Origin of the sequence: Mesorhizobium sp. M8A.F.Ca.ET.202.01.1.1, from assembly GCF_004791595.1 — a bacterium.
Lineage (GTDB): Bacteria > Pseudomonadota > Alphaproteobacteria > Rhizobiales > Rhizobiaceae > Mesorhizobium.
The window spans coordinates 124,209-145,572 of the sequence record NZ_SRUN01000006.1 but is presented as its reverse complement, the minus strand read 5'-3'; the positions used below and the strand labels follow the sequence as shown (position 1 = coordinate 145,572).

General features: G+C 63.5%; 25 protein-coding genes and 1 other RNA gene. 9 read left to right on the top strand and 17 right to left on the bottom strand.

The features are described from left to right. Positions 1–11 precede the first annotated feature (11 nt). Both EN845_RS15425 and EN845_RS15420 read right to left on the bottom strand, forming a co-directional pair. Positions 12–320, bottom strand: coding sequence for a hypothetical protein (locus EN845_RS15425; protein WP_127280697.1), 309 nt, complete (start codon positions 318–320; stop codon positions 12–14). 4 nt (positions 321–324) lie between these two features. Then, positions 325–888, bottom strand: coding sequence for an XRE family transcriptional regulator (locus EN845_RS15420; protein ID WP_127871634.1), 564 nt, complete (start codon positions 886–888; stop codon positions 325–327). A 153-nt stretch (positions 889–1,041) separates the two neighbouring features. On the opposite strand from EN845_RS15420, the gene EN845_RS15415 reads away from it, so the two are divergent. Continuing rightward, on the top strand, positions 1,042–2,871 hold the full coding sequence (locus EN845_RS15415; RefSeq protein WP_127280695.1) for an ATP-binding protein: 1,830 nt from the start codon (positions 1,042–1,044) through the stop codon (positions 2,869–2,871). A gap of 209 nt (positions 2,872–3,080) precedes the next feature. On the opposite strand, the gene EN845_RS15410 is transcribed toward EN845_RS15415, so the two are convergent. Both EN845_RS15410 and miaA read right to left on the bottom strand, forming a co-directional pair. Then, positions 3,081–3,875: a GGDEF domain-containing protein gene (locus EN845_RS15410; protein ID WP_127871635.1), complete on the bottom strand. Its 795-nt coding sequence runs from the start codon at positions 3,873–3,875 to the stop codon at positions 3,081–3,083. Positions 3,876–3,979: 104 nt separating this feature from the next. After that, positions 3,980–4,945 carry a tRNA (adenosine(37)-N6)-dimethylallyltransferase MiaA gene (gene miaA / locus EN845_RS15405; protein WP_127871636.1) on the bottom strand — a complete coding sequence of 322 codons (966 nt, stop codon included), beginning with the start codon at positions 4,943–4,945 and terminating at the stop codon, positions 3,980–3,982. Between miaA and serB the strand changes: the two genes are divergently transcribed. Together serB and EN845_RS15395 are read left to right on the top strand one after the other, a co-directional pair. Next, entirely contained in the window at positions 4,935–5,822 is an 888-nt protein-coding gene (gene serB / locus EN845_RS15400; RefSeq protein ID WP_127871637.1) for a phosphoserine phosphatase SerB, read from the top strand. The genes miaA and serB overlap by 11 nt on opposite strands. Then, the gene (locus EN845_RS15395; protein WP_127871638.1) at positions 5,819–6,391 is read left to right on the top strand and encodes a GNAT family N-acetyltransferase; all 573 of its coding nucleotides are present in this window, start codon (positions 5,819–5,821) and stop codon (positions 6,389–6,391) included. The genes serB and EN845_RS15395 overlap by 4 nt, the downstream gene beginning before the upstream one ends. 42 nt (positions 6,392–6,433) lie before the next feature. Here the strand turns inward: EN845_RS15395 and EN845_RS15390 are convergent, their stop codons facing one another. Beyond that, a complete protein-coding gene (locus EN845_RS15390) occupies positions 6,434–7,951 on the bottom strand; it encodes a DegQ family serine endoprotease (protein WP_127871639.1) in 1,518 nt (505 codons plus the stop codon). On the opposite strand from EN845_RS15390, the gene EN845_RS36645 reads away from it, so the two are divergent. After that, positions 7,941–8,066 (top strand): hypothetical protein, encoded by a 126-nt coding sequence (locus EN845_RS36645; RefSeq protein WP_272483008.1) that lies wholly within the window; start codon positions 7,941–7,943, stop codon positions 8,064–8,066. The two genes, EN845_RS15390 and EN845_RS36645, sit on opposite strands and share 11 nt — an antisense overlap. A gap of 30 nt (positions 8,067–8,096) precedes the next feature. Here EN845_RS36645 and EN845_RS15385 read toward each other — a convergent pair whose 3' ends face one another. The 5 genes from EN845_RS15385 to EN845_RS15365 all read right to left on the bottom strand — a co-directional run bounded on the left by EN845_RS15385 (position 8,097) and on the right by EN845_RS15365 (position 12,061). Then, entirely contained in the window at positions 8,097–8,285 is a 189-nt protein-coding gene (locus EN845_RS15385) for a DUF2065 domain-containing protein (protein ID WP_127281294.1), read from the bottom strand. Positions 8,286–8,291: 6 nt separating this feature from the next. Further along, a complete protein-coding gene (locus EN845_RS15380; protein WP_127871640.1) occupies positions 8,292–9,257 on the bottom strand; it encodes a protease modulator HflC in 966 nt (321 codons plus the stop codon). Continuing rightward, a complete protein-coding gene (gene hflK / locus EN845_RS15375) occupies positions 9,257–10,372 on the bottom strand; it encodes an FtsH protease activity modulator HflK (RefSeq protein WP_127871641.1) in 1,116 nt (371 codons plus the stop codon). The genes EN845_RS15380 and hflK overlap by 1 nt, the downstream gene beginning before the upstream one ends. Before the next feature lie 166 nt (positions 10,373–10,538). After that, on the bottom strand, positions 10,539–11,057 hold the full coding sequence (locus EN845_RS15370; protein WP_127871642.1) for a dihydrofolate reductase: 519 nt from the start codon (positions 11,055–11,057) through the stop codon (positions 10,539–10,541). Beyond that, complete coding sequence (locus EN845_RS15365) at positions 11,057–12,061, bottom strand: DUF4424 domain-containing protein (protein ID WP_245511755.1); 1,005 nt, start codon at positions 12,059–12,061, stop codon at positions 11,057–11,059. The genes EN845_RS15370 and EN845_RS15365 overlap by 1 nt, the downstream gene beginning before the upstream one ends. 177 nt (positions 12,062–12,238) lie before the next feature. On the opposite strand from EN845_RS15365, the gene cobF reads away from it, so the two are divergent. After that, on the top strand, positions 12,239–13,003 hold the full coding sequence (gene cobF / locus EN845_RS15360) for a precorrin-6A synthase (deacetylating) (protein WP_127871644.1): 765 nt from the start codon (positions 12,239–12,241) through the stop codon (positions 13,001–13,003). A 126-nt stretch (positions 13,004–13,129) separates the two neighbouring features. Here the strand turns inward: cobF and EN845_RS15355 are convergent, their stop codons facing one another. The 4 genes from EN845_RS15355 to modA form a co-directional block, all read right to left on the bottom strand. Further along, positions 13,130–13,471 carry a winged helix-turn-helix domain-containing protein gene (locus EN845_RS15355; RefSeq protein WP_127279684.1) on the bottom strand — a complete coding sequence of 114 codons (342 nt, stop codon included), beginning with the start codon at positions 13,469–13,471 and terminating at the stop codon, positions 13,130–13,132. A gap of 74 nt (positions 13,472–13,545) precedes the next feature. After that, positions 13,546–14,658: a molybdenum ABC transporter ATP-binding protein gene (gene modC, locus EN845_RS15350; protein WP_127871645.1), complete on the bottom strand. Its 1,113-nt coding sequence runs from the start codon at positions 14,656–14,658 to the stop codon at positions 13,546–13,548. Continuing rightward, the gene (modB, locus tag EN845_RS15345; RefSeq protein WP_127279682.1) at positions 14,655–15,359 is read right to left on the bottom strand and encodes a molybdate ABC transporter permease subunit; all 705 of its coding nucleotides are present in this window, start codon (positions 15,357–15,359) and stop codon (positions 14,655–14,657) included. The genes modC and modB overlap by 4 nt, the downstream gene beginning before the upstream one ends. A gap of 26 nt (positions 15,360–15,385) precedes the next feature. Continuing rightward, entirely contained in the window at positions 15,386–16,180 is a 795-nt protein-coding gene (modA, locus tag EN845_RS15340) for a molybdate ABC transporter substrate-binding protein (RefSeq protein WP_127871646.1), read from the bottom strand. Positions 16,181–16,391: 211 nt separating this feature from the next. Here modA and EN845_RS15335 point away from each other — a divergent pair, with 211 nt between their 5' ends. Next, a complete protein-coding gene (locus EN845_RS15335; protein ID WP_127871647.1) occupies positions 16,392–16,601 on the top strand; it encodes a molybdopterin-binding protein in 210 nt (69 codons plus the stop codon). 11 nt (positions 16,602–16,612) lie between these two features. Here the strand turns inward: EN845_RS15335 and EN845_RS15330 are convergent, their stop codons facing one another. Together EN845_RS15330 and EN845_RS15320 are read right to left on the bottom strand one after the other, a co-directional pair. Then, entirely contained in the window at positions 16,613–17,407 is a 795-nt protein-coding gene (locus tag EN845_RS15330; protein ID WP_127871648.1) for a thymidylate synthase, read from the bottom strand. A gap of 366 nt (positions 17,408–17,773) precedes the next feature. Further along, positions 17,774–18,085 (bottom strand): DUF2853 family protein, encoded by a 312-nt coding sequence (locus EN845_RS15320; protein ID WP_127281000.1) that lies wholly within the window; start codon positions 18,083–18,085, stop codon positions 17,774–17,776. A 168-nt stretch (positions 18,086–18,253) separates the two neighbouring features. Here EN845_RS15320 and ssrA point away from each other — a divergent pair. From ssrA to EN845_RS15305, 3 genes are all read left to right on the top strand, one after another. Then, positions 18,254–18,614, top strand: a transfer-messenger RNA (tmRNA) gene (ssrA, locus tag EN845_RS15315). A gap of 211 nt (positions 18,615–18,825) precedes the next feature. Beyond that, complete coding sequence (locus tag EN845_RS15310) at positions 18,826–19,392, top strand: AAA family ATPase (RefSeq protein ID WP_127871649.1); 567 nt, start codon at positions 18,826–18,828, stop codon at positions 19,390–19,392. An 88-nt stretch (positions 19,393–19,480) separates the two neighbouring features. Continuing rightward, the gene (locus EN845_RS15305) at positions 19,481–19,918 is read left to right on the top strand and encodes a VOC family protein (protein ID WP_127871650.1); all 438 of its coding nucleotides are present in this window, start codon (positions 19,481–19,483) and stop codon (positions 19,916–19,918) included. 70 nt (positions 19,919–19,988) lie between these two features. Here the strand turns inward: EN845_RS15305 and EN845_RS15300 are convergent, their stop codons facing one another. Further along, the gene (locus EN845_RS15300; protein WP_127279265.1) at positions 19,989–21,194 is read right to left on the bottom strand and encodes a multidrug effflux MFS transporter; all 1,206 of its coding nucleotides are present in this window, start codon (positions 21,192–21,194) and stop codon (positions 19,989–19,991) included. Positions 21,195–21,364 lie beyond the last annotated feature (170 nt).

Sequence of the window (21,364 nt, the reverse complement as noted above, 5' to 3'; positions counted from 1 at the left end):
TGGCGCCGGCGTCATTCGAGATGGTGCGACCGCCGGCGCTTGCGCGCGGCCTTGATGGCGCTGATGCGTTCGGTGTCTTCTTCACTGAGATGTCGCCCGCGCTCCAGGATTTCGAGCGTGTATTCCTCATAGGTCAGGCCCAGCCGCTCAGCCTTGTCCATGCGCATCAGCATGACGTCGCGGCTTGGCGCCTTCCACGCCTTGGCGTGCGCCGCCTGCCAGGCCAGGAAGATGTAAGGGTCGCCCTTGCCCCATGGCGGCCCCTTGTACTCGTCAAGAGGCGGCCCCCCATTGTGGGAGCGCGTAGGCCGTCTTGCCATGACGTCAGCCCCTGACCAGAGCGACGAGATAGTCGGCGCCCGGCTCCAGGGCATGGAAGGTGCAATCCGACGGCGCCCCGAGCGCCAGGCAGTCGCCCGGTTCGAGCCTGTGCACCTGATCGCCTTCGGTGAATTCGAGTTTTCCCGAGATCAGCCAGATCTGCTGCTTGATGAAGGCGTAGGAAGCCGCGGGCAAGCCGACCTTCGCGCCCGCAGGCAGATGGACCTTGATCAGTTCGAGCGGCATGTCGCAGGCCGGCGACAGATGCCGCCTGACATAGCCTGTATCGGGGTCGCGCCATACCGGCTGGTCGGCCGCGCGCAGCAGTCCCCCGCTCTGCAGTTCCGCGCGCGCGATGAGGGTCGACAGCGTCATGCCGAAGGCCGCCGCAATGCGCACCAGAAGTGCGGCCGTCGGGCTGGTCATGCCGCGCTCGATCGTGCTCAGCATCGCCTTGGAAACGCCGGACCGTTCGGCGAGTTCGGCCAGCGACCAGTCCCGCATGATCCTCTCGGCGTGGATCCTCTTGCCGATGGTCGAGGAAATATCGTTCGCTATATCATCCATTCGTCCATTATAGCGAAACAACAAGACAGGTGAAGAGCCATCTCACGATAATTTTCACAGGGTCCTTAATCCTCTCTACACCATCCGACCTCATCCGACCTTAACCCCGTTCCTGTAGGCTCCGTCTCCAGGGAAATGGGGATTGGCCTGTCCATGTATGTCGAACGCGAAGCTTCCGTCGGAGAACCGACATCGCAGGAGCGCCGCAACGCAGAGCAGAACGACCGGCGCATCCTCGGCAACGTCGTGCAATGCGACGGCGCGCGCGCCACAATCAGCGCCTATGCCGACGATGTCGACGGTGCGATCACCGGCCTGTGGACGGTTGGCAAGATGATCTCCATCAATCTGGGCACGACGCGCACCGTTGGCCTGGTCTATGCGATCGGCAAGTCGGATCGGGCCTGGAGCAATGAAGGCCAGAACGCCATCGAGGTCAGCATCGAACTGATCGGCGAAGTGCGCGACGGCGCCGAACCCGGCGCCAAGCCGATCTTCGACCGCGGCATCACCAGCTATCCGCATATCGGCGCCGTCGCGCACCGTATCCGCACCCGCGACCTGCAGGCCGTCTATGACCTGGCCGGCCGCCATTCCATCACCATCGGCTCGCTGGCGCAGGACGAGGCCATCGCCGCCAACATCGCCATCGATGATACGCTTGCGCGCCATTTCGCCATTGTCGGCACGACCGGCGTCGGCAAGTCGACCGCCGTGTCGCTGCTGCTGCGCAAGTCGATCGCGGCGCGACCCGACCTGCGGATCCTGATCCTCGATCCGCACAACGAGTTCGCCGCCTCGCTGCCCGAATATTGCGTCCGGGTCGATTCCAAGACGCTCGACCTGCCGTTCTGGATGTTCACGCTGGAGGAATTCGCCGAAGTGCTGTTTCGCGGACGCGAAACGGTGCCGGAAGAGATCGACGCCCTTCGCGACCTCGTTCCGCTGGCCAAGAACCTCTACCGCAACCCCAATTCAGGCGCCTACCTCAGGCGCGGCAACGATGCGCTGACCGCCGATACGCCGGTGCCTTACCGCATCGCCGACCTGCTCAAGCAGATCGACGAGCGCATGGGCATGCTCGAAAGCAAGAACGATCGCCCGACGCTCAAATCGCTGAAGACGCGCATCGAATCCGCGGCTGCCGATCCGCGCTACCGCTTCATGTTCAATTCGCGCCTGATCGAGGACACCATCCACGAGACGATCGGCAACATCTTCCGCGTGCCGCACCATGGCCGTCCGGTAACCTGCTTCGAGATGGCCGGCATGCCCTCCGAAGTGGTCAATTCCGTCTGCTCCGTGCTGGCGCGCCTGGCCTTCGACCTCGCTTTGTGGAGCGAAGGCAAGCTGCAGCTCCTGTTCTTATGCGAGGAAGCGCATCGCTACATGCCGGCCGATTCGCGCCTCGGCTTCGCGCCGACAAGGCACGCGCTGTCGCGCATCGCCAAGGAAGGCCGCAAATATGGCTGCTATCTCGGCGTCGTCACCCAGCGCCCGGGCGAGCTGGACCCGACCATCCTGTCGCAATGCTCGACCTTCTTCGCCATGCGACTTGCCAACGAGCAGGACCAGGCGATCATCCGCTCGGCAATCGCCGACTCGTCCGCCTCGACGCTCGCCTTCCTGTCTTCCATGGGGCAGCGCGAGGCGATCGCCTTCGGCGAAGGCGTGGCGACGACCATGCGGCTGAAATTCGAAAGACTGCCCGCTCACCTGCTGCCTGGCACGGCCAAGCACGAGGAAGAAGTGACGAAAGCCGGCGAGGTCGACCTGGTGGCGATCGTGGAGCGGCTGCGCAACGTGCCGAAGCCACAGAGCCAGGCGATACCATTCGCCGAGGTGGTCGATTCCGGCCGCCAGGCCGGCGATCCCGACTACCGCAAACCGCCAGCGACGGCGCGCGTGCAGTCGGACGAAGATTTCGACACACGCTACGGCCTCAAACCCGCGACCTTCGGCCTGCGCCCACAGAACGATTGAACCTAACAGGTCTCTGATCTCATCGGCATTCACGCTTGGCCAAATCCCGAAAGGGAATTCGTCAGGCCGAATTGAATGACGTGGCTTTCGAGAAGCCGGAGCGGAGCGGACATTCAGTCCGTGAGCTCAGTTCTACTGCGACGCAGTAGAACGGGGAAGTCGAGAAAGCCGCATCAGGCAACCGGCCTCATGAATTCTTCTTCGGGATTTTAGGCGCAGACGCGATTGCGGCCTTGCCTCTTCGCTTCGTAGAGCTGGCGGTCGGCGCGGCGATAGAACTCTTCGGCGGTTTCCTTGCGGTCCCATACGGCGAGGCCGACGCTGGTCGTGATCTTGAGCCGGACATTGTTGCCGGAGAGGATCGACATGTTGGCGATCGCCTTGCGGATGCGCTCGGCGAATTTGGCCAGAAGGTCCGCCTCCATGTTGGGCGTGACCACGGCGAATTCCTCACCACCCAGGCGCGCCACCACGTCGTGATAGCGGGTCATGTCCTTGAGGCATCTGGCGACAGCCTTGAGCACCTCGTCGCCGACATCGTGGCCGTGGCTGTCGTTGACCTGCTTGAAATGGTCGAGATCGAGGATCATCAGCCCGACCGGTTTTTCGATGCGCCGGAACTCCTCGAGATATTCGTTCAGCGCGTCGTCGAAATAACGTCGGTTCTGCATGCCGGTCAGGCCGTCTGTCAGGGCGGCGTGCTCGAGCGTTTCGGAGCGGGCGCTGAGCGAAACCGTCATGGCGCGCAGCTTGCCTTCTTCCGTCGCCTGTTTGCGGATCAGCGGGTAGATGAAGAAGATGCCGAAAAACAGCGCGGTCGCAAGCAGCACGCCCGTCGCGAACAACAGCTTGTTGAGGTAGATGACCTTGTCCAGGCCCGATTGCGTATGGAGTTCCGTGGCGAAGGATTGCAAGAGCCCATAGGCGTGCAGCGTCACCAGGCCAGCGGCCAGGATCACGAAGATAAAGACGAAAAAAGCGGATTCCGCCTTATGGAAACGCATCTGCTCCCCGATGAAAAGTGCCCCTCAATCTTATGGCACGGGCCGCCTTACGGAGCGTTAATCCCGGCAACTTCGGCGGGAACCCTGTCCTCAAGGTCAACTTTTTAAGTTGCATTAGCAACAAGTGTTTGGATCGTGGTTTCGAGATTGTCATCGGGACGCAATCTCTGCCATTCCGGCCCCAACTGATGTCGAAACCAGGTCGCTTGCCGCTTGGCATATTGCCTGGTAGCGATCTTGGCGCGCTCGATCGCCTCGGGAAAGCTCGATTGCCCTGCAATTGCGGCCTGCAGCTCGCGAACCCCGATCGCCTTCATCGCCGGCAGGTCCGGATCGAGACGAAGGGCCGCAAGCTGCTTGACTTCCTCCAGCGCGCCCTTGTCCAGCATCCGGTCGAAACGCCTTTCGATGCGGTCGACCAGCGCCGCCCGATCCGGCTCGATGACTAGGAAATGCGCGCTTTGCCTGTCGATCAGCGGCCGGCCGCGCTCGCCCTGCCAGTCCAGGATCGACCGGCCGGAGGCGTCGAGCACTTCGAGCGCCCGCACGATGCGCTGGCTGTCGGTCGGCTTCAGCTGCATGGCGACTTTCGAATCCTCGCGCAGCAGGATGCCATGCAATTTGACCGCGCCGTGCTCCTTCAACTCATAGCGCCAGCGATCGCGGATCCGCTGCGGAATATCGGGCATTTCCGAAATGCCCTCGGCCAGCGCACGAAAATAAAGGCCGGTGCCGCCGACGAAGATTGGCCGCCGCGAGAGTGTTCCGTCGTCGATGAGTTTCATCACGTCGCGTAGCCAGGCGCCGGTCGAGTAGGCGGAGCCGGGGTGCACATGCCCATAGAGAAAATGCTGCGCGCGTGCGAGTTCGGCCGCCTCCGGCCGGGCGGTCAGAACGTCGAGAACCGAATAGCCCTGCATCGAATCGGTGTTGACGATGACGCCGCCGGTGCGCTCGGCCAGCTCAAGCGCCAGCGCCGACTTGCCGCTGGCGGTCGGCCCGGCTATCAGGATCGCGTTCTTCACGCGGCCTTCGCCCGCATCCGCGCCGGAATTCTCTATGCCGCTCATTGCCACGCTTGTTTCCCGTCCCGCTGACCGCGCTCTGTCGCCGTCGCTTGCGAATATGGCCTCACGGTCGGTGGGCGCAAGCGCTGTCGTCTGGCTGGCCGAAGGCATTGCCTGTGATCTTGCCCTGCCGCCAGCGGCGCAGGCTGATGAAATCGCTGCAGAGCTTCGTGCCGCACTGGGCGCCGAACCAGTCGACGTGATCGTCCAGCAGGCTGAAACACGCCGCAAGAAAATCCTTCTCGCCGACATGGATTCGACCATGATCGACCAGGAATGCATCGACGAGCTGGCCGACGAGATCGGCGTCAAGGATCGCGTCGCGGCCATCACCGCGCGGTCGATGAATGGCGAGATCGCATTCGAGCCCGCGCTGCGCGAGCGCGTGGCGCTGCTTAAGGGGCTTGATGCCGCAGTGGTCGACCGTATCGTCGCCAATCGGCTGACGCTGGCTTCGGGCGGCCGCGCACTGGTCCAGACCATGCGCGCCAACGGCGCCTGGACGGCGCTCGTTTCGGGTGGATTCGAGGTCTTCACCACGCGCATCGCCGAGATGCTCGGCTTTCAGGAGAACCGCGCCAACCGCCTGCTCGACTTGGGCGGACGCTTCACCGGACTGGTCGGCGAGCCGATCCTCGGCCGCGCCGCCAAGGCCGAGGCGCTGCTCGAAATCTGCGCGCGCCTTGGCCTGACGCCGGCCGATGCCATCGCCGTCGGCGACGGCGCCAACGATCTCGACATGATCCGCCTGGCCGGAACCGGTGTCGCGCTGCACGCCAAGCCGACAGTGGCGGCACAGGCAAAAGTCCGGATCGACCATGCCGACCTAACCGCACTGCTCTATCTGCAGGGCTACCGGAAGGAAGACTTCTTGCAATGAAACCGATGCGTACCGAACGCCTGATCCTGCGCAACTGGGAGGAGCGCGACCGCGCGCTGTTCCATCGCATCAACTCCGACGAGCGCGTCATGGAATTCTTTCCGTTCCGCCGCGACCGCGCTACCGCCGACGCCAAGATGGACGAGTTCCGATCCTGGATCGCCGAGGACGGCTATGGTTTTGCCGCCGCCGAGATTGCTGCCACCGGCGAGTGCATCGGCTTCGTCGGCCTCCTCGAAACCGATCATGTGCCCTCCCTGCCGGCCGGCACGATCGAGATCGGTTGGCGGCTGGCACCGGAATACTGGGGCAAGGGCTATGTCACCGAGGCGGCGGAGGCCTGGCTCGCCTACGGCTTCCAGATGCTGGGCGTCAACGAGATCGTCTCCTTCGCCGTAACCGGCAATCATCGCTCGACCGCCGTGATGAAACGCCTCGGCATGAGCGCCGACCCGGCCAACGACTTCGACCATCCCGACATTTCGGACAGCCATCCCGCGCTCAAGCGGCATGTGCTCTACCGGTTGCCTCGCCAAGGCTGGCAGGCAAGAAAGAGGGCGGCTCTCTAACCGCCCTTTCCATCAAATCAGATTTTTGCAGTCCTGCCGGCTTCAATCCATCCGGATCGTGACAAACCTCAACTCACCGGTCTTCGAGGCCAGCATCAGCAGCGCGTTCTTGCGCCCCTGCTCCTTCAGCGCGCCGATCCGGTCCATGACATCCTTGGGCGTGGCGACCGATTCCTGCGCGATCTCGGTGATCACCTCGCCCGGCTGAATGCCGCGCTCGGCGGCGGCCGAATCCTTAGCCACATCGGTGACGACGACACCCGAGACATCGCCGGCGATGCTGAACTTCTTGCGCGTCTCGTCGTTGAGTTCGCCGACCGTCATGCCGAGCACCGAGGCGGTCGAGACGGCCGGAGCCTTGTCGCCGCCCTTGTTCTGGTCGGTGTTGCCATTCTCGCCGCTGGCGAGCTTCTCGCCATCCTCGAGCCGGCCGAGCGTCACCTTCACCGTCTGCTCGACACCCTTGCGCACGATCAGCACGTCGACGGCCTTGCCCACGGGGCTTTCGGCGACGACGCGCGGCAGGTCGCGCATTTCATGGATGTCCTTGCCGTCGAACTTGATGATGACGTCGCCGGCCTGGATGGTGCCGTTGTCGACAGGCCCGCCCTTGATGACGCCGGCCACCAGCGCGCCCTTGGCGGTCGCCATCCCCAGGCTTTCCGCGATGTCGTCCGTCACCGGCTGGATGCGCACGCCGAGCCAGCCGCGCCGCGTCTCGCCGTACTGGCGCAACTGGTCGACGACGCCCGAGGCGAGCTGCGAGGGAATGGAGAAGCCGATGCCGATCGAGCCGCCGGAGGGCGAAATGATCGCGGTGTTCATGCCGATGACCTCGCCGGCGCTGTTGAACAGCGGTCCGCCCGAATTGCCGCGGTTGATCGCCGCATCGGTCTGGATGAAGTCGTCATAGGGGCCTGAATTGATGTCGCGGTTGCGCGCCGAGACGATGCCGACCGTGACCGTACCGCCGAGGCCGAACGGATTGCCGACCGCCATCACCCAGTCGCCGACGCGCATCTTGGTGGAATCGCCGAATTTCACCGCCGTCAGCTTGTGGCCTTTCGGATCGACCTTCAGCACCGCGACGTCGGTCTTGGTGTCGGTGCCGACCAGCGTCGCCTTCAAGGTCACGCCATCGGAAAAATTGACCTCGATGTCGTCGGCATCGGCGATCACGTGGTTGTTGGTGACGACGATGCCTTGCTCGGCGTCGATGACGAAACCCGAACCGAGCGACTGCACTTTTTGGGACCCATTGTCCTTGTCGCCACCGCGGTTCTTGAAGAAGTCGTCGAAGAAGTCCTGGAACGGCGAGCCTTCGGGCAGCTGCGGCATCGGCACGGCGCTTGGCCCTTCGGTGCCCTTCACCGTCTGCGAGGTCGAGATGTTGACCACCGCGCCGAGCACGCGTTCCGCCAGGTCGGCAACCGAGGCAGGTCCGTCGGCGGCGAATGTCGGCGTCACGAAAGACGGAACGGCGGCGGTGCCCAGGACAAGCGCTGCGGCGCCGGCGACCAACGTCCGTCGAGCGGCGCGCAAAAGGGTGTTGGATGTCATCGAGAAGCCTCCCGGCATTTCTGAAAGAGAAAAGCGCTTCGACGAAAACGCCGTGTCGCGCCATGATGGCAAGAAATACGGCACGTTTGCGGCTATGGCTATCGGCGGAGCGTAAATCGAGCGTTATTCCGCAAACCGGATGCCTTTACCCGCTCCGCACCAGCCAGACGATGCCGACACCGATGGCGATCGCCACCAGGCCGCCGATCCGCAGTGCATTCTCCGGCATCGACAGCACTTCGCCCGCGAGCTTCCTGGCAAAGCTGGGGAAGCCGCCATAGACCAGGCCCTCTATGACAAGGACCAGGCCTATCGCCGCGAAGAAATCCTGCACCGGCCGCTACTGGCCGGTGCTGGGTTGTGTCGTCGGCGCGGCAGGTGCCGCAGCCGGCCCGGGTGCTGGCGCGGCCGGTTTCGCCGGGCCTTCCTTGCCGTCGGGATCGCGGAAGAAGCGGAAGAACTCCGAGCCCGGCGACAGCACCATCGTCGTCCCGGTGTTGTCCAGCGCGGTGCCATAGGCATTCATCGACCGGTAGAAATCGAAGAACGCCGGATCACGCTGATAGGCTCCCGCGAAGGTGGCGCTGCGCTGGGCTTCGCCCTCGCCGCGCAGGATCTCGGACTCCTTGCGTGCTTCGGCAACGATCTCGACCACTTCACGATCGGCGCGTGCCGTGATGCGCTGTGCGGCTTCGTTGCCGCGTGCCCTCAGCCGCGCGGCCTCCGCCAGGCGTTCCGCCTTCATGCGGTCGTAGGTCTGCTGGGAGACTTCGGCCGTCAGATCGGTGCGGCGGATGCGGACGTCCTCGATCTGCAAGCCGAGCGACGTGGCGTCGGGCCTGAGCTGATCGCGGACTTCGCGCATCATCACGGCACGCTCTTCGGAGAGCGCGGCTTCGAAATCGCGCAGACCGTAGACGCGGCGCAAGGCAGCATCGAGACGCGTCCTGAGCCGGGCCTCGGCCAGTTCGATCTGACCGGACACTGCCGCACGGAAGACACGCGGATCCGAGATGCGGTAGGCGATGAAGGCATCGACCTCATAGAATTTGCCGCCCGACACCTGGACGCGGATGTTGTCGAGGTCGAAGCGCAGCACCCTGTTTTCGATCAGCTGCACCGTGTCGGCGTCGAAGAACGAGAACGGCGCCTTGAAGTAGATCCCTGGCTCGCTCTTGACGTCGACGATCTCGCCGAAGCGGAGCACCAGCGCCTGCTGGCGCGCATTGACCACGAAGACCGAGGAATAGATCAGGAACAGGATGACCGCCGCTACGACGGCGAAGATGGGAAGACGGTTGGCCATCACTGGGTACCTCCCGTGTTCGCAGCCGGCGCGGCCGGTGCCGGTGGTTTCGGCTGCAATGCGGGCAGCGGCAGATAGGGCACGACACCTTGTCCGTTGCCCTGCTCGACGATGACCTTGCTCGAGTCCTTCAGAACCCTCTCCATGGTTTCCAGATAAAGGCGTTTGCGCGTGACATCGGGGGCTTTGACATATTCGTCGTAGACCGAGATGAAGCGCTGGGCCTCACCTTCGGCTTCCTGCACCACACGGTTCTTGTAGGCGGCCGCGTCTTCGCGGACCTGGGCGGCCTCGCCGCGTGCTTGGCCGAGCTTCTGGTTGGAATACTGATTGGCCTGCTCGACGAACTTGTCCTCGTCCTGCTCGGCGCGCTGCACCTCGTCGAACGCATCCGCCACCTCGCGTGGCGGCGCCGCGTCCTCGATGGAGACGGCGTTGACGTTGAGACCGGCCTTGTAGCCGTCCAGCGTCGTCTGGATGATCTCGCGCACCGAGGCGGCAATGCCCTGCCGGTCGTCGCGGAAAATGTCCTGCGCCGGCCGGCGGCCGACCGCTTCGCGCATGGCACTCTCGGCAACCTGCCGCAGCATGCCGTCGGGGTCGGAGACGTCGAACAGGTAGGCGCGCGGGTCGGAGACCTGGTAGGCCACCGAAAACTGCACATTGACGATGTTCTGGTCGCCCGACAGCATCAGGCCGTTGCCGCTGGTGTTGCCGCCGCCAATGTCGACGAGCTGCTCTGAAATCTTGGCCGTCTCGACGGTCTCGAGCGGCCACCAGTGGAAGTGCAGGCCTGGCTGGGAAAGCTCGGCCTTCGGCTTGCCGAAGCGCAGTTCGACCGCGACCTCGTCGGGCTGCACGGTATAGACCGCCTGGAAGGCCCACAGAACGACCAGCACCGCGGCGATCAGCCCGAACACGGCCGGACTGGCGCCCCCGCCGCCGGGCAGCGCGCGCCTCAGCCGATCCTGGCCACGGCGAATGATGTCTTCGAGGTCTGGAGGCGACCCCTGCGGGCCGCTCGGTCCCTTCGGTCCCTGCCCCCAGGGGCCCTGGTTGTTACCGCCGCCACCCCACGGGCCGCCGCCTCCGCCACCTTTGTCGTTCCAGGGCATGAATGTCCTTTCGCTTGGAATTCCCTCAAGCGCCGCGGTTACGGCGCAAATCCAGTGTCGTTCTTCTATAGGGACGCCAGGGCGCGCTTTCAACGCGACGCCCGCCGACTTCATCGGATTTGGGCCGGTAGCGACCCTTTGTCGTCCTACAATCGCGCTTTTGTCTTCAAACTATCTCGCGGCGGCGCTCGTAAACCGTATAGCGCGTCGCATGACTGTCCTTTTCTCCTGATGGAACCTCCTGCGAACTGACCACGTGCCATGTATCGGGGTCGATCGGCGGGAAATGCGCATCGCCGTCGACGGCGGCCAGAACATGGGTGACGTGCAGACGGTCGGCCAGCGGCAGCGCCTGGGCATAGATCTCGCCGCCGCCGATGACACAGACCTCGTCGACGCCGCTCATGCAGCGGCCGCGCACGGTCGCCAGCTGGGTCGCGGCTTCCAGCGTATGCGCCACCTCGACGCCCTCGGCGCGCCAGGCCTTGTCGCGGGTGACCACGATGTTCAGCCTGCCCGGCAGCGGGCGGCCGATGCCTTCATAGGTCTTGCGGCCCATGATGATGGGCTTGCCCATCGTGTCTGCCTTGAAGCGCTTGAGGTCGGTGGAGAGCCGCCAGGGCAACCCGCCTTCCCGCCCGATCACACCGTTCTCGGCAATGGCGACGTAGATCGTGACATGCATCAGTTTGCGTCCCCGCCATTGCTGTCCGACGGTTCGAGCAGGAGGATATCGATATCATGCTCGGGATAGAAATCCTTCGCTGTCATTTCGAAGCTCGTCGGCCCGACCTTTTTGACATTGTCGCCGCAGAACGAGACCAGGGCTTTCGGATTGCCCTTGTCGACGGTCAGCTTGAACTTGCCGATGGTGCCCGCCGCCCAGTTGCCGCCGGTGGTCAGGATATAGGCGATGCGGCTTTCGTAGAATTTGGGATAGCCGTCCGGATTGTCCTTCGCCGCCCTGCGCACCGCATTCTCGAATGTGCCGTCCATGCAGTAGCGGGTCTTGTAGGCGGCGTATGAGCCTTGGAACTGGCCCTCATTGAAAAAGCTGACCGACGACGTGCCGCCGACGCTAGGCTTGTAGCGGTGCGAGACGTGAACGTCCTTGTTGGCCGGAAAGGTCGAGCGCCACCAATAGGTCGAGCGCAATTGCCAGAACGGCGCATAGCCGGGTCTTTGGCCGCCACTGTCGTCAACGGTGTCCTCGATGATGATGCCGCGGTTGACCCAGTCGTCGGCCACCGCTTGCGGAAGCTTCGCCAGTGCCGCCTTGGCGGCGTCGCCGAACGGGTTGAACGGCACGTTCTGGGCTTTCAAATCCGTGCCGACGTCGATGCCGAGAGCGAACACCTTCTGCGCGAGTTGCGGCTTTGCCGGCACGCCGTCGATCGTCACCTCGAAGCCGAGGAAATTGTCGCTCTGGTTTTCCGGGATCGCCGGCATCTCTTCGGGATCGCCCGAAATGTCGGGCATCGGGAAGGCGACGATCGCCTCGACATCCTTGTCGGTGTTGTTGTGGAAGACGTAGTCGACCGTCACCTTTTGCGGCGAGATGAAGAGGTCCTCGCTTTGCATCGCCACGGCATCGCTGCGCGACAGGATCAGGCCGCCGGTGCCAAGTTCGGCAACCGAGTCGTTGGCCAATGCAGGCGCCGCCGACAGGGCCAGCGCGGTGGTCAAGATATATCGCAGCGTGAAAGCCCCCTCGGCGAGAATGCCCTCATGACCCTAGCCGTTTCAATGCGGCGTTTCAAAGCCCTTCCGCGTCCAGGGCATGCGTGACCGGCTGGACACGCATGCGGTCTGGACACGCACGCGCGGTCTGGACTAACAGGTTCCGATCGGGCAGGAGTTCGCGCCATGCGCAAGCTTCTCGTCATCGGCATCGGCGCCGGCAATCCCGACCACATGACGGTTCAAGCCATATCGGGCCTGAACCGGGCGGACGTCCTGTTTATTCCCGACAAGGGCGCCGACAAGACAGAGCTCGCCGACCTGCGGCGCGGCATCTGCGACCGCTTCGTCACCAACCCGACCTCACGCCGGGTCGAGTTCGGCGTGCCGGTGCGCGCCGAACCAACGTCTTCCTATCGCTCGACCGTCGACGAGTGGCATGAGGCGATCGCGGTCATCTACGAGGGACTGATCCGCGACGAGATCGCCGGGGATGGCTGCGGCGCCTTCCTGATCTGGGGTGATCCCTCGCTCTACGACAGCGCATTGCGCATCCTCGAGCGCGTGCGCCTGAGGGGCAATGTCGCCTTCGAACTGGAAGTCATCCCCGGCATAACAGCCATCCAGGCGCTGGCCGCCAGTCACAAAACGGCGCTGAACCGCATCGGCGATCCCGTGCTGATCACCACCGGCCGCCGCCTGACCGAGGAAGGCATGCCGGACAATGCCGGCAGCGCCGTCGTCATGCTCGACGGCAAATGCGCCTTCAACACGCTGGCCGACCAGGATCTTTTCATCCAATGGGGCGCCTATCTCGGCACACCGGACGAGATCATCATCTCCGGCCGCCTCGGTGATGTCGGCGCGGAGATCGAAAAGCGCCGCGACGAAGCCCGCAAGGACAAGGGCTGGATCATGGATACGTATTTGCTGCGGAAGCCGGAAGAATAGGCAGTAGGCAGTAGGGAATAGGCAGCAGGGAAGAATACCAGACGCGCGTTAGGTATGATCGGAACAAAGATCTCTGCCTGCCAGAAATTGGACTGCCCTACTGCCTACTGCCTATTCCCTTGCTCCCTACCCCGCTTCGATCTCCGCCTGCAGCGCATCCATATGCGTCGCCGCCGCGGCGGACGCCGCGCGCTCGATGGCGCGAAAGCGGCTGACCACCGCCAGGCCGACCGTCGTCAGCTGCGCGCCGCCGCCCTTGCGGCCTCCGGTCTGCGCCGAGACCAGCGGCTTGCCGAACACCCGGTTCATGTCCTCGACCAGATCCCAGGCGTGCTTGTAGGACATCTCCATGCCGCGCGCGGCGGCCGAGATCGAACCGAACGTGGCGATGTGCTCCAGAAGCTCGATCTTGCCAGGACCGATCCGTCCATCCGGATCGAGATTTATCCGCAAGCTCAGCGACGGCATTTCTGCTCCTCCGCGATCGCTTCAGCTTCAGCGACCGTTATTCCAAAACAATATAGCGGCGATCACCGCCCCTGTCAGCCGTCGACCTCGAGCGGCAAGCCGGCGCCGGTGTTCGCCCGGTCGAAGCTCACGGTCTTGACCACCGCGAAAACCTTGCCGCCGAGCCGCAGCTTCAGCGCCTGCCGCGACTGTTCGGTGATGCGGGCGAGCACCGTTGCGCCATTGCAGTCGATGCCGACTTCGACCGTCGGCCCCTCGCCCGGGCTGATCGCGACAACCGTGCCGGGCAGGATGTTGAGCGCGCTGAGGCCCGTCGGTTTCTCCGTGGCGATCATCACGTCGCGAGCACGAATGCGGATACGCACGGCAGCCCCGGGCTTCATTTCAAGGCGCGGCACGCGGATCTCGCCGGCGGCCGAGCCGAGCACGGTCATGCCGAAAGTCTCGTCGTGACGCAGCACCTTCGTGTCCAGCACGGCGCCACCCTCGCCGCGCTCTTCGGCCGGCAACAGGTCAAGCCTTTGCATGACGGCCTCGGTCGGGCCGCTGGCGGTGACCTTGCCCTGCGCCAGCATCACCACGTCGCTGGCCAGCCGCGCCACCTCGGCGACCGAATGGCTGACATAGACGATCGGGATCTTGGTTTCGTCGCGCAGCCGCTCGATATAGGGCAGGATCTCGGCCTTGCGCGCTTCGTCGAGCGAGGCCAGCGGCTCGTCCATAAGCAGCAGCCTCGGGCTGGCAAGCAGCGCCCGGCCGATCGCCACCCGCTGTTTCTCACCGCCCGAGAGCTTTGCCGGTCGCCGCCCGAGCAACGGCCCGATGCCGAGCAGTTCGACGACACTGTCCATATCCGCGTAGCGTTCCGCCGCCGGCGTGAACCAACGGCCGTAGCGCAGATTGCTCATCACGCTCATATGCGGAAACAGGCGCGCATCCTGGAACACCATGCCGATACGGCGCTTGTGCCTTGGCACGAAAATGCCGGCACCGGTGTCGACCAGAACGCGGCCGTCGATCTCGATGCGCCCCTTGTCCGGCCGGATCAGCCCAGCGATCATGTTGATCAGCGTCGTCTTGCCGGAGCCTGACGGCCCGAACAGCGCCGTCAGCCGCCCGGCGCTCTCGAAGCGGGCATCGATGGCGAAATCGCCAAGCCGGTGGCTGATGTCGACAAGGACGCTCATTCGATGTCCATCCGCCGCCCGACGCGCCGCGCCAGCACTTCCGAGGCGACCAGCGCCGCCATCGAGATGACGATGGAAATCAGCGTCAGCCGCAGCGCCCCTTCATCGCCGCCCGGCACCTGGGTAAAGGTGTAGATCGCCGATGGCAGCGTCTGCGTCTCGCCAGGGATGTTGGAGACAAAAGTGATCGTCGCGCCGAACTCGCCCATCGCCTTGGCGAAGGACAGGATGGCGCCGGCGATCAGCCCGGGCAGGATCAGCGGCAGCGTGATGGTACCGAACACCCACACAGGATTGGCGCCGAGCGTCCCCGCGGCCGCCTCCATCTTGCGGTCCACCGCCTCGATCGACAGCCGGATCGCCCGCACCATCAGGGGGAAGCCCATGACGCCGCAGGCAAGGGCGGCACCCGTCCAGCGAAACGAGAAGACGATGCCGAGATGTTCGGCCAGGAATGCGCCGGCCGGGCCGCGCCTGCCGAAAGTCAAAAGCAAGAGATAACCGGTCACCACGGGTGGCAGGATCAGCGGCAGATGCACCAGCCCGTTGAACAGTGTCTTGCCCCAGAATTTCCCCCGGGCAAGCAGCAGCGCGATCGCTATGCCCGGCGGCAAACTCGCGAGCATCGCGACCGTTGCCACCTTGATGGACAGCCGGACCGCATTCCATTCGTCGGGAGTGAGGTCCAGCAGCCAGTTCATCGCGCGGTATCGGGGCCTTTTCGAAGTCAGTTGCTCGGCGTGAGCACGGTGAAGCCCTGTTCCTTGAAGAGCGCGCCGGCCTTGGCGGATTGCAGGCACTTCAGGAAGGCCATCGTATCCTTGTCCTTCGAATCGGTGGTCTGGGCAACCGGATAGATGATCGGCGGATGTGAATCCTCCGGGAAGGTTCCGACCACCTTGACGCCCTTTTCGGCGTACGCGTCGGTGGCATAGACGATACCGAGGGCCGCCTCGCCGGTCGAAACCAGCTTGAGCGCCGCACGGACATTCTCGGCCTGCGCCACCTTGCCCTCGACCGAGGACCAGACGCCGAGCGATTGAAGCGCCGCCTTGCCGTATTTGCCGGCCGGCACGGCCTTGAAGTCGCCCATGGCGAGCTTGCCGTCGCCAACCAGCATGGCGAGGTCAAAACCCTTCTCGATCTTGGTTTCAACCGTCGAATCCTTCGGCGCCACCAGCACGATCTGGTTGCCGAGCAACTTCACTTCGGTATCGGGCTTGGTCAGCTTCTTGTCGGAGAGATATTTCATCCAGTCGAGATCGGCCGAGATGAAGACGTCGGCCGGTGCCCCGCCCTCGATCTGCTTGGCCAATGCCGAACTCGCGGCATAGGAAACGGTCGCGGCCTCGCCGACATCGGCTTTGCAGGCCTTGTTCACCGCGTCGAGCGCATCCTTGAGGCTCGCCGCCGCAAACACCACGACCTTGTCTTCCGCGTGCGCTGCCGGCATTGCCGCCATCAACGCAGCCGCAAAACCGCCAATGGCGACCACCCTCAACCCGAAACCTTTGCGCGTCATCGGAAACTCTCCCTGGGTTCAAAATCCGATCGGCTCGATGCCCGCAGACCGATATATCCGCATGGATATAACAAGGGAAGGCCCGGCAGCTCGCGAAACGTCTGTGCGGCGTCGATTGTTCTGGTAAGACGAGCAGGAAACCTAATGCATGGCGCGCAAAAGTGACCTCGGTTTTGGGAGAGCCACGTGCATGAAAGCAAAGGAGAGCCCGATGAAGATCAGCGCCCGTAACGTCCTCAAGGGGACGATCACCGAGATCGTCAAGGGGGCCACCACCTCGCATGCCCGCATCGACATCGGCGGCGGCGCCATCGTCACCGCCTCGATCACCAACGAAGCCGTCGCCGATCTCAAGCTCGAAAAGGGCAAGCAGGCCTATGCCGTGGTCAAGGCCTCGGACGTGATGGTCGGCATCGACTGAAAAAACGCGGCTCAGACCGCGATGGGCGCCTTGATCGACGCATCGGCGACATAGTTCTCCAGCCGGAAATCCTCGAAGCGGAAGGCGAACAGGTCCTTCACGTCCGGATTGATCCACATCGTCGGCAGTGCCCTTGGCGTGCGCTGCAACTGTTCGCGCGCCTGCTCGAAATGGTTGGAGTAGAGATGCGCGTCGCCGAGCGTGTGGACGAAATCGCCCGGCTTCAGCCCGGTCACCTGCGCCACCATGAGCGTCAGCAATGCGTAGGACGCGATGTTGAACGGCACGCCGAGGAAGATGTCGGCGGAGCGCTGGTAGAGCTGGCAGGAAAGCCGGCCCTCGGACACGTAGAACTGGAACAGGCAGTGGCAAGGCGGCAGCGCCATGGCTTCCACCTCGGCGGGATTCCAGGCCGAGACGATCAGTCGCCGCGATTGAGGATTGCGGCGGATCTCCTTGAGAAGATTGGCGATCTGGTCGATCGAGCCGCCATGGCCATCCGGCCAGGAACGCCATTGCTTGCCGTAGACCGGGCCGAGATCGCCATTCTCGTCGGCCCATTCGTCCCAGATCGAAACGTCATGGTCGGTCAGGTACTTGATGTTGGTGTCGCCGGCCAGGAACCACAGGAGTTCATGGATGATCGACTTCAGATGCAGCTTCTTGGTGGTGGTGACCGGAAAGCCGCGCGCCAGATCGAAGCGCATCTGGTAGCCGAAGACGGAGCGTGTGCCGGTGCCGGTGCGGTCGCCGCGATCGGCGCCGTTTTCAAGCACATGCTGCAAGAGGTCGAGATACTGGCGCATCGGTTCCGGCTCGATTCGAGTGTTTGGGCATTATAGCGGCCAGACCGGCGGCCGAACACAGCAAAACGGTACAAACGACGCTTGCCCCACCACTCTTTTCCAGAGTCGGCGCTGCCCCTCATTGTCCTGCCGGACATTTCTTCCCGTATAGTGACGGGGAGAAAGAAGCTGGCCGCTACGCTGACGCCCTTTTTGCAACGTTGGTCATTGGCGAAATCATCGATGGCAGATCCCCTCTCCCCGTCACTATACGGGGAGAGGATGCCGGCAGGCAGGTGAGGGGCGGCGCAAACCCCCGACAAAGCGAAAATAAAAGTTGGAGCGGCTATTCTGCCGTACCAGCCCTCGCAAACTGATGCGCGAGCGTCACAGAGAGCCGAGCTTGCCCAGATCCTTGGCCACCAGATAGTAGAAGGTCACGCGGTTCTTGGTGTTGTCGGCGTGCATCGCCTTGCAGGTCTTCTCGATCGCGGCGTCGGCCTTCGCCCCGTCGGTGACGCCGAGCTTCTTGGCCACCCAGCTCTCCTTGACCCGCCCCAATTCCTTCGGGTCCGTGCAGGACACCAGCGAGGAGTCGCGGTTCCGCAGCGCAATGCCCAGATGCTTGACGATCTTTTCGACCGCATCGGCGTTTGCCGCGGCGTCATACTTCTTCACATCCGCAAGATAGTCGGCCATCAAAATTCCCCTCGTCGGCGCCACGGATCCGATCGATGAGGACTGTGGCGCGCTTCGCAACTTGTGCGCTAGGTCGCTAACTCCTCACCGCTCGCAAAGCTTCGGTTGAGACCGCGCCCAAGTCAACCCTTGGCGTCGCGATTTGACACAGGGACAAAGCATCATTGCGGCCTTTCATTTCCGGCAAACGCCCCCTATATTCGTTTTGTCGGCTTGACCGACTATGGCGATAAATGGGCGATGAAATAAGCCGTTCGGACCCGGGGGCGGTACCCGGCGCCTCCACCAAAAGCCGCTGTTGACGACAGAGCGGTTTTTGCTGGGGGCGAAATAGGATCGACGAAGGTGTAAAGATCGTACTTTTGCCCGGCATTGTACCACCGTCATCGGGCTAAACTTATAGTTGCCAACGACAACTATGCGGAAGCACGTCTCGCTGCTTAATGCAGTGCGATAGCTTCAAATCAAGCCCTAGGGGTTCGCACTTCTAGGCGGGGTTCGGAGGTACCTGGCAACAGAAACCTCCACTTCTCCCCCTTCAATTTGCATCACGCGCAACGGCTCCTGCCGTCAAGACTTCGCACGGCCTGATGCATGTCGCCCGGAAGTGTCCTCGGTTCCGGGATAACGACATGCATAAATCAGAAGCTTACAGCAGGTCGGGCGAATCCTATTCGCCCCGACATGCTGTAGAAGCCGCAAAGCCGCTGCGTCGCGTGCCCTTTCTCCATGGACAAAAAATGCAAAACGATTCCGATCGATTTTTCGTGCTGACCGGCGGCCCAGGCTCCGGCAAGACCACCTTGATCGAAGCCGTGCGGCAGGCGGGCTTTGCGACCTCTGTCGAGGCCGGACGCGGCATCATCCGCGACCAATCCGCCATTGGCGGAACCGCCCTGCCCTGGAGCGATCGCGCATTGTTCGCCGAACTGATGCTGTCCTGGGAGATGCGCTCGTATCGTGCGGCCCGCGCGTTGGCAGGGCCGGTCTTCTTTGACCGCGGCGTGCCGGACACGATCGGCTATCTCAGGCTCTGCGGCCTGCCGGTACCGGGTCACCTCACCGGCGCCGCCATGGAATTCCGCTATGCGCGTCGCGTCTTCATCGCCCCGCCATGGCCGGAAATCTTCACCCAGGACGAAGAACGCAAGCAAACGCTCGACGAGGCCGAGCGCACTTGCCAATCGGTGGCAGGCGTCTATGCCGAAGTTGGCTACGAATTGGTGACCTTGCCGCTTGCGCCAGTCGAGGAGCGCGTGCGCTTCCTCCTCGACGCTGCTGGATTGCCGCCGACACTGCGGACATAAAGCGGCCGGCCCGGTCCGGCCCTTCATGCGCGTTGTCGGAACCAGGCTACACCTTGTAGATTGAACCGGCATCCTGGAGGTTGAAAACATGGCGCTCAAGCGGATGGACAATGTAGGAATCGTGGTCGAGGACCTCGGAGGGGCGATCGATTTCTTTCGCGAACTCGGCCTCGAGTTCGAGGGGCGGGCCACGATCGAGGGAGAATGGGCCGGGCGTGTCACCGGACTGGGCGATCAACATGTCGAGATTGCCATGATGCGCACACCGGACGGCCACAGCCGGCTGGAGCTCTCCCGCTTCCTCACGCCGCCTGTCGTCGCGGATCACCGGAAAGCCCCGGTCAACGCGCTGGGCTACCTCCGCGTCATGTTCACCGTGGACGACATCGACGATACGCTTGAAAGGCTCCGCACGCGCGGCGCGCAGCTCGTGGGCGAAGTGGTCGACTACAAGGACGTGTATCGGCTCTGCTACATCCGAGGACCTGAAGGGCTTCTCATCGGCCTCGCCCAGGAACTCAGCTGAGCGCCCGCACTGCCGCCGGCACAAAAAAGGCCGGGATCGACCCGGCCTTTCCTGGTTCACTGAGGATTGCCTATTCCGCCGGCGCTTCGACGGCTTGCCGCGAACGGCCAAGCGTGACCTTCGCCAGTGCGAACGATATCACCGCGCAGAGCGTGATGCCGGCGACCATCGGCAGCGGCGTGCCGTCGAAGAACACGCCGGCAACGCCCATGGCGAGCGCGCCGATGGCAAAATGCAGCGTGCCCATCAGCGCCGACGCCGTGCCGGCGATCTCGCCATGCTCTTCCATGGCCAGCACCGAGGTGGTCGGAATGACAAGCCCGAGGAAGCCGTAGCCGACGAACAGCAGGGCCGCCATCACATCGAGCCGGTCGACCCCCGTCGCCATGATGGCGAACAGCGCCACCATGGTCGTGGCATAGCCGGTCACCGCCACCCACACCACGCGCTTCAGCCCGAACCGTTCGGAAAGCAGGCCGGTCAGCTGCGACATGCCGATGAAGGCAACCGCGTTGATCGAGAAGAACACGCTGTAGACCGAAGGCGACAGCCCGTAATGGTCGATCAGGATGAAGGACGAACTCGACAGATAGACAAAGAAGCTCGCAATGCCGAAGCCGGCGATTGCCACCAGGCCAAGGAAATTACGGTCGCCCATCAGGAAACGGTAGCCGGCAAGCGCGGTACCGAAGGAGGACCCGACACGCTCTTCCGCCGGCCGCGTCTCCTTGAGCGAGGTCGCGAGCAGGATGGTGGCAAGCACCGCCGCGCCGGTCACCGTCCAGAACACGGCGCGCCAGCCGAAATTCTCGATGATCTGGCTGCCGGTCAGCGGCGCCAGGATCGGCGACACCGAGAACACCAGCATCAGCAGCGACATCAGCTTGGCGGCCTCGTTGCCGGTGTGCAGGTCGCGCACGATGGCGCGCGGAATGGCCATGCCGGCGCTGGCGCCAAGCCCCTGCAGGAAGCGGAAGGCGATCAGCCACTCGATGGTCGGCGCCATTGCCGAGCCGATGCCGCCGGCCATGAACAGCGCCAGGCCGCCATAGAGCGGCAGCTTGCGGCCGACCATGTCGGAGATCGGCCCGACGACGATCTGGCCGAAGCCCATCGACAGGAAGAAGATCAAAAGGCTCATCTGCACGGCGGCGGTGCCGGCATGAAGATCGGTGCCGATCGACGGCAGCGCGGGCAGATACATGTCGATGGCGAACGGGCCGATGGCGGACAACAGGCCGAGCACGACCGCGATGCGGAGGAATTTGGGACTCATGATATTGGCTTCTTTCGAATCTGGTTGCCGCCGCAAGGCGACGTCTGACCCCAGGACGTTCCATCCCGTGGAGTTCCTACTCCCAGAGCGAATTTATTCATCCCTCTGGAGTGAAATCCCCTTATATCGTGTCCACAAATTTAGACACTCTTGTCCAAATCGTCAATCAC

Coding starts and splice junctions, on each gene's coding strand:
- EN845_RS15425 (WP_127280697.1), bottom strand. CDS start 320: ATGGCAAGACGGCCTACGCGCTCCCACAATGGGGGGCCGCCTCTTGAC.
- EN845_RS15420 (WP_127871634.1), bottom strand. CDS start 888: ATGGATGATATAGCGAACGATATTTCCTCGACCATCGGCAAGAGGATC.
- EN845_RS15415 (WP_127280695.1), top strand. CDS start 1,042: ATGTATGTCGAACGCGAAGCTTCCGTCGGAGAACCGACATCGCAGGAG.
- EN845_RS15410 (WP_127871635.1), bottom strand. CDS start 3,875: ATGCGTTTCCATAAGGCGGAATCCGCTTTTTTCGTCTTTATCTTCGTG.
- serB (WP_127871637.1), top strand. CDS start 4,935: ATGCCGCTCATTGCCACGCTTGTTTCCCGTCCCGCTGACCGCGCTCTG.
- miaA (WP_127871636.1), bottom strand. CDS start 4,945: ATGAGCGGCATAGAGAATTCCGGCGCGGATGCGGGCGAAGGCCGCGTG.
- EN845_RS15395 (WP_127871638.1), top strand. CDS start 5,819: ATGAAACCGATGCGTACCGAACGCCTGATCCTGCGCAACTGGGAGGAG.
- EN845_RS15390 (WP_127871639.1), bottom strand. CDS start 7,951: ATGACATCCAACACCCTTTTGCGCGCCGCTCGACGGACGTTGGTCGCC.
- EN845_RS15380 (WP_127871640.1), bottom strand. CDS start 9,257: ATGGCCAACCGTCTTCCCATCTTCGCCGTCGTAGCGGCGGTCATCCTG.
- hflK (WP_127871641.1), bottom strand. CDS start 10,372: ATGCCCTGGAACGACAAAGGTGGCGGAGGCGGCGGCCCGTGGGGTGGC.
- EN845_RS15370 (WP_127871642.1), bottom strand. CDS start 11,057: ATGCATGTCACGATCTACGTCGCCATTGCCGAGAACGGTGTGATCGGG.
- cobF (WP_127871644.1), top strand. CDS start 12,239: ATGCGCAAGCTTCTCGTCATCGGCATCGGCGCCGGCAATCCCGACCAC.
- EN845_RS15355 (WP_127279684.1), bottom strand. CDS start 13,471: ATGCCGTCGCTGAGCTTGCGGATAAATCTCGATCCGGATGGACGGATC.
- modC (WP_127871645.1), bottom strand. CDS start 14,658: ATGAGCGTCCTTGTCGACATCAGCCACCGGCTTGGCGATTTCGCCATC.
- modB (WP_127279682.1), bottom strand. CDS start 15,359: ATGAACTGGCTGCTGGACCTCACTCCCGACGAATGGAATGCGGTCCGG.
- modA (WP_127871646.1), bottom strand. CDS start 16,180: ATGACGCGCAAAGGTTTCGGGTTGAGGGTGGTCGCCATTGGCGGTTTT.
- EN845_RS15335 (WP_127871647.1), top strand. CDS start 16,392: ATGAAGATCAGCGCCCGTAACGTCCTCAAGGGGACGATCACCGAGATC.
- EN845_RS15330 (WP_127871648.1), bottom strand. CDS start 17,407: ATGCGCCAGTATCTCGACCTCTTGCAGCATGTGCTTGAAAACGGCGCC.
- EN845_RS15320 (WP_127281000.1), bottom strand. CDS start 18,085: ATGGCCGACTATCTTGCGGATGTGAAGAAGTATGACGCCGCGGCAAAC.
- EN845_RS15310 (WP_127871649.1), top strand. CDS start 18,826: ATGCAAAACGATTCCGATCGATTTTTCGTGCTGACCGGCGGCCCAGGC.
- EN845_RS15305 (WP_127871650.1), top strand. CDS start 19,481: ATGGCGCTCAAGCGGATGGACAATGTAGGAATCGTGGTCGAGGACCTC.
- EN845_RS15300 (WP_127279265.1), bottom strand. CDS start 21,194: ATGAGTCCCAAATTCCTCCGCATCGCGGTCGTGCTCGGCCTGTTGTCC.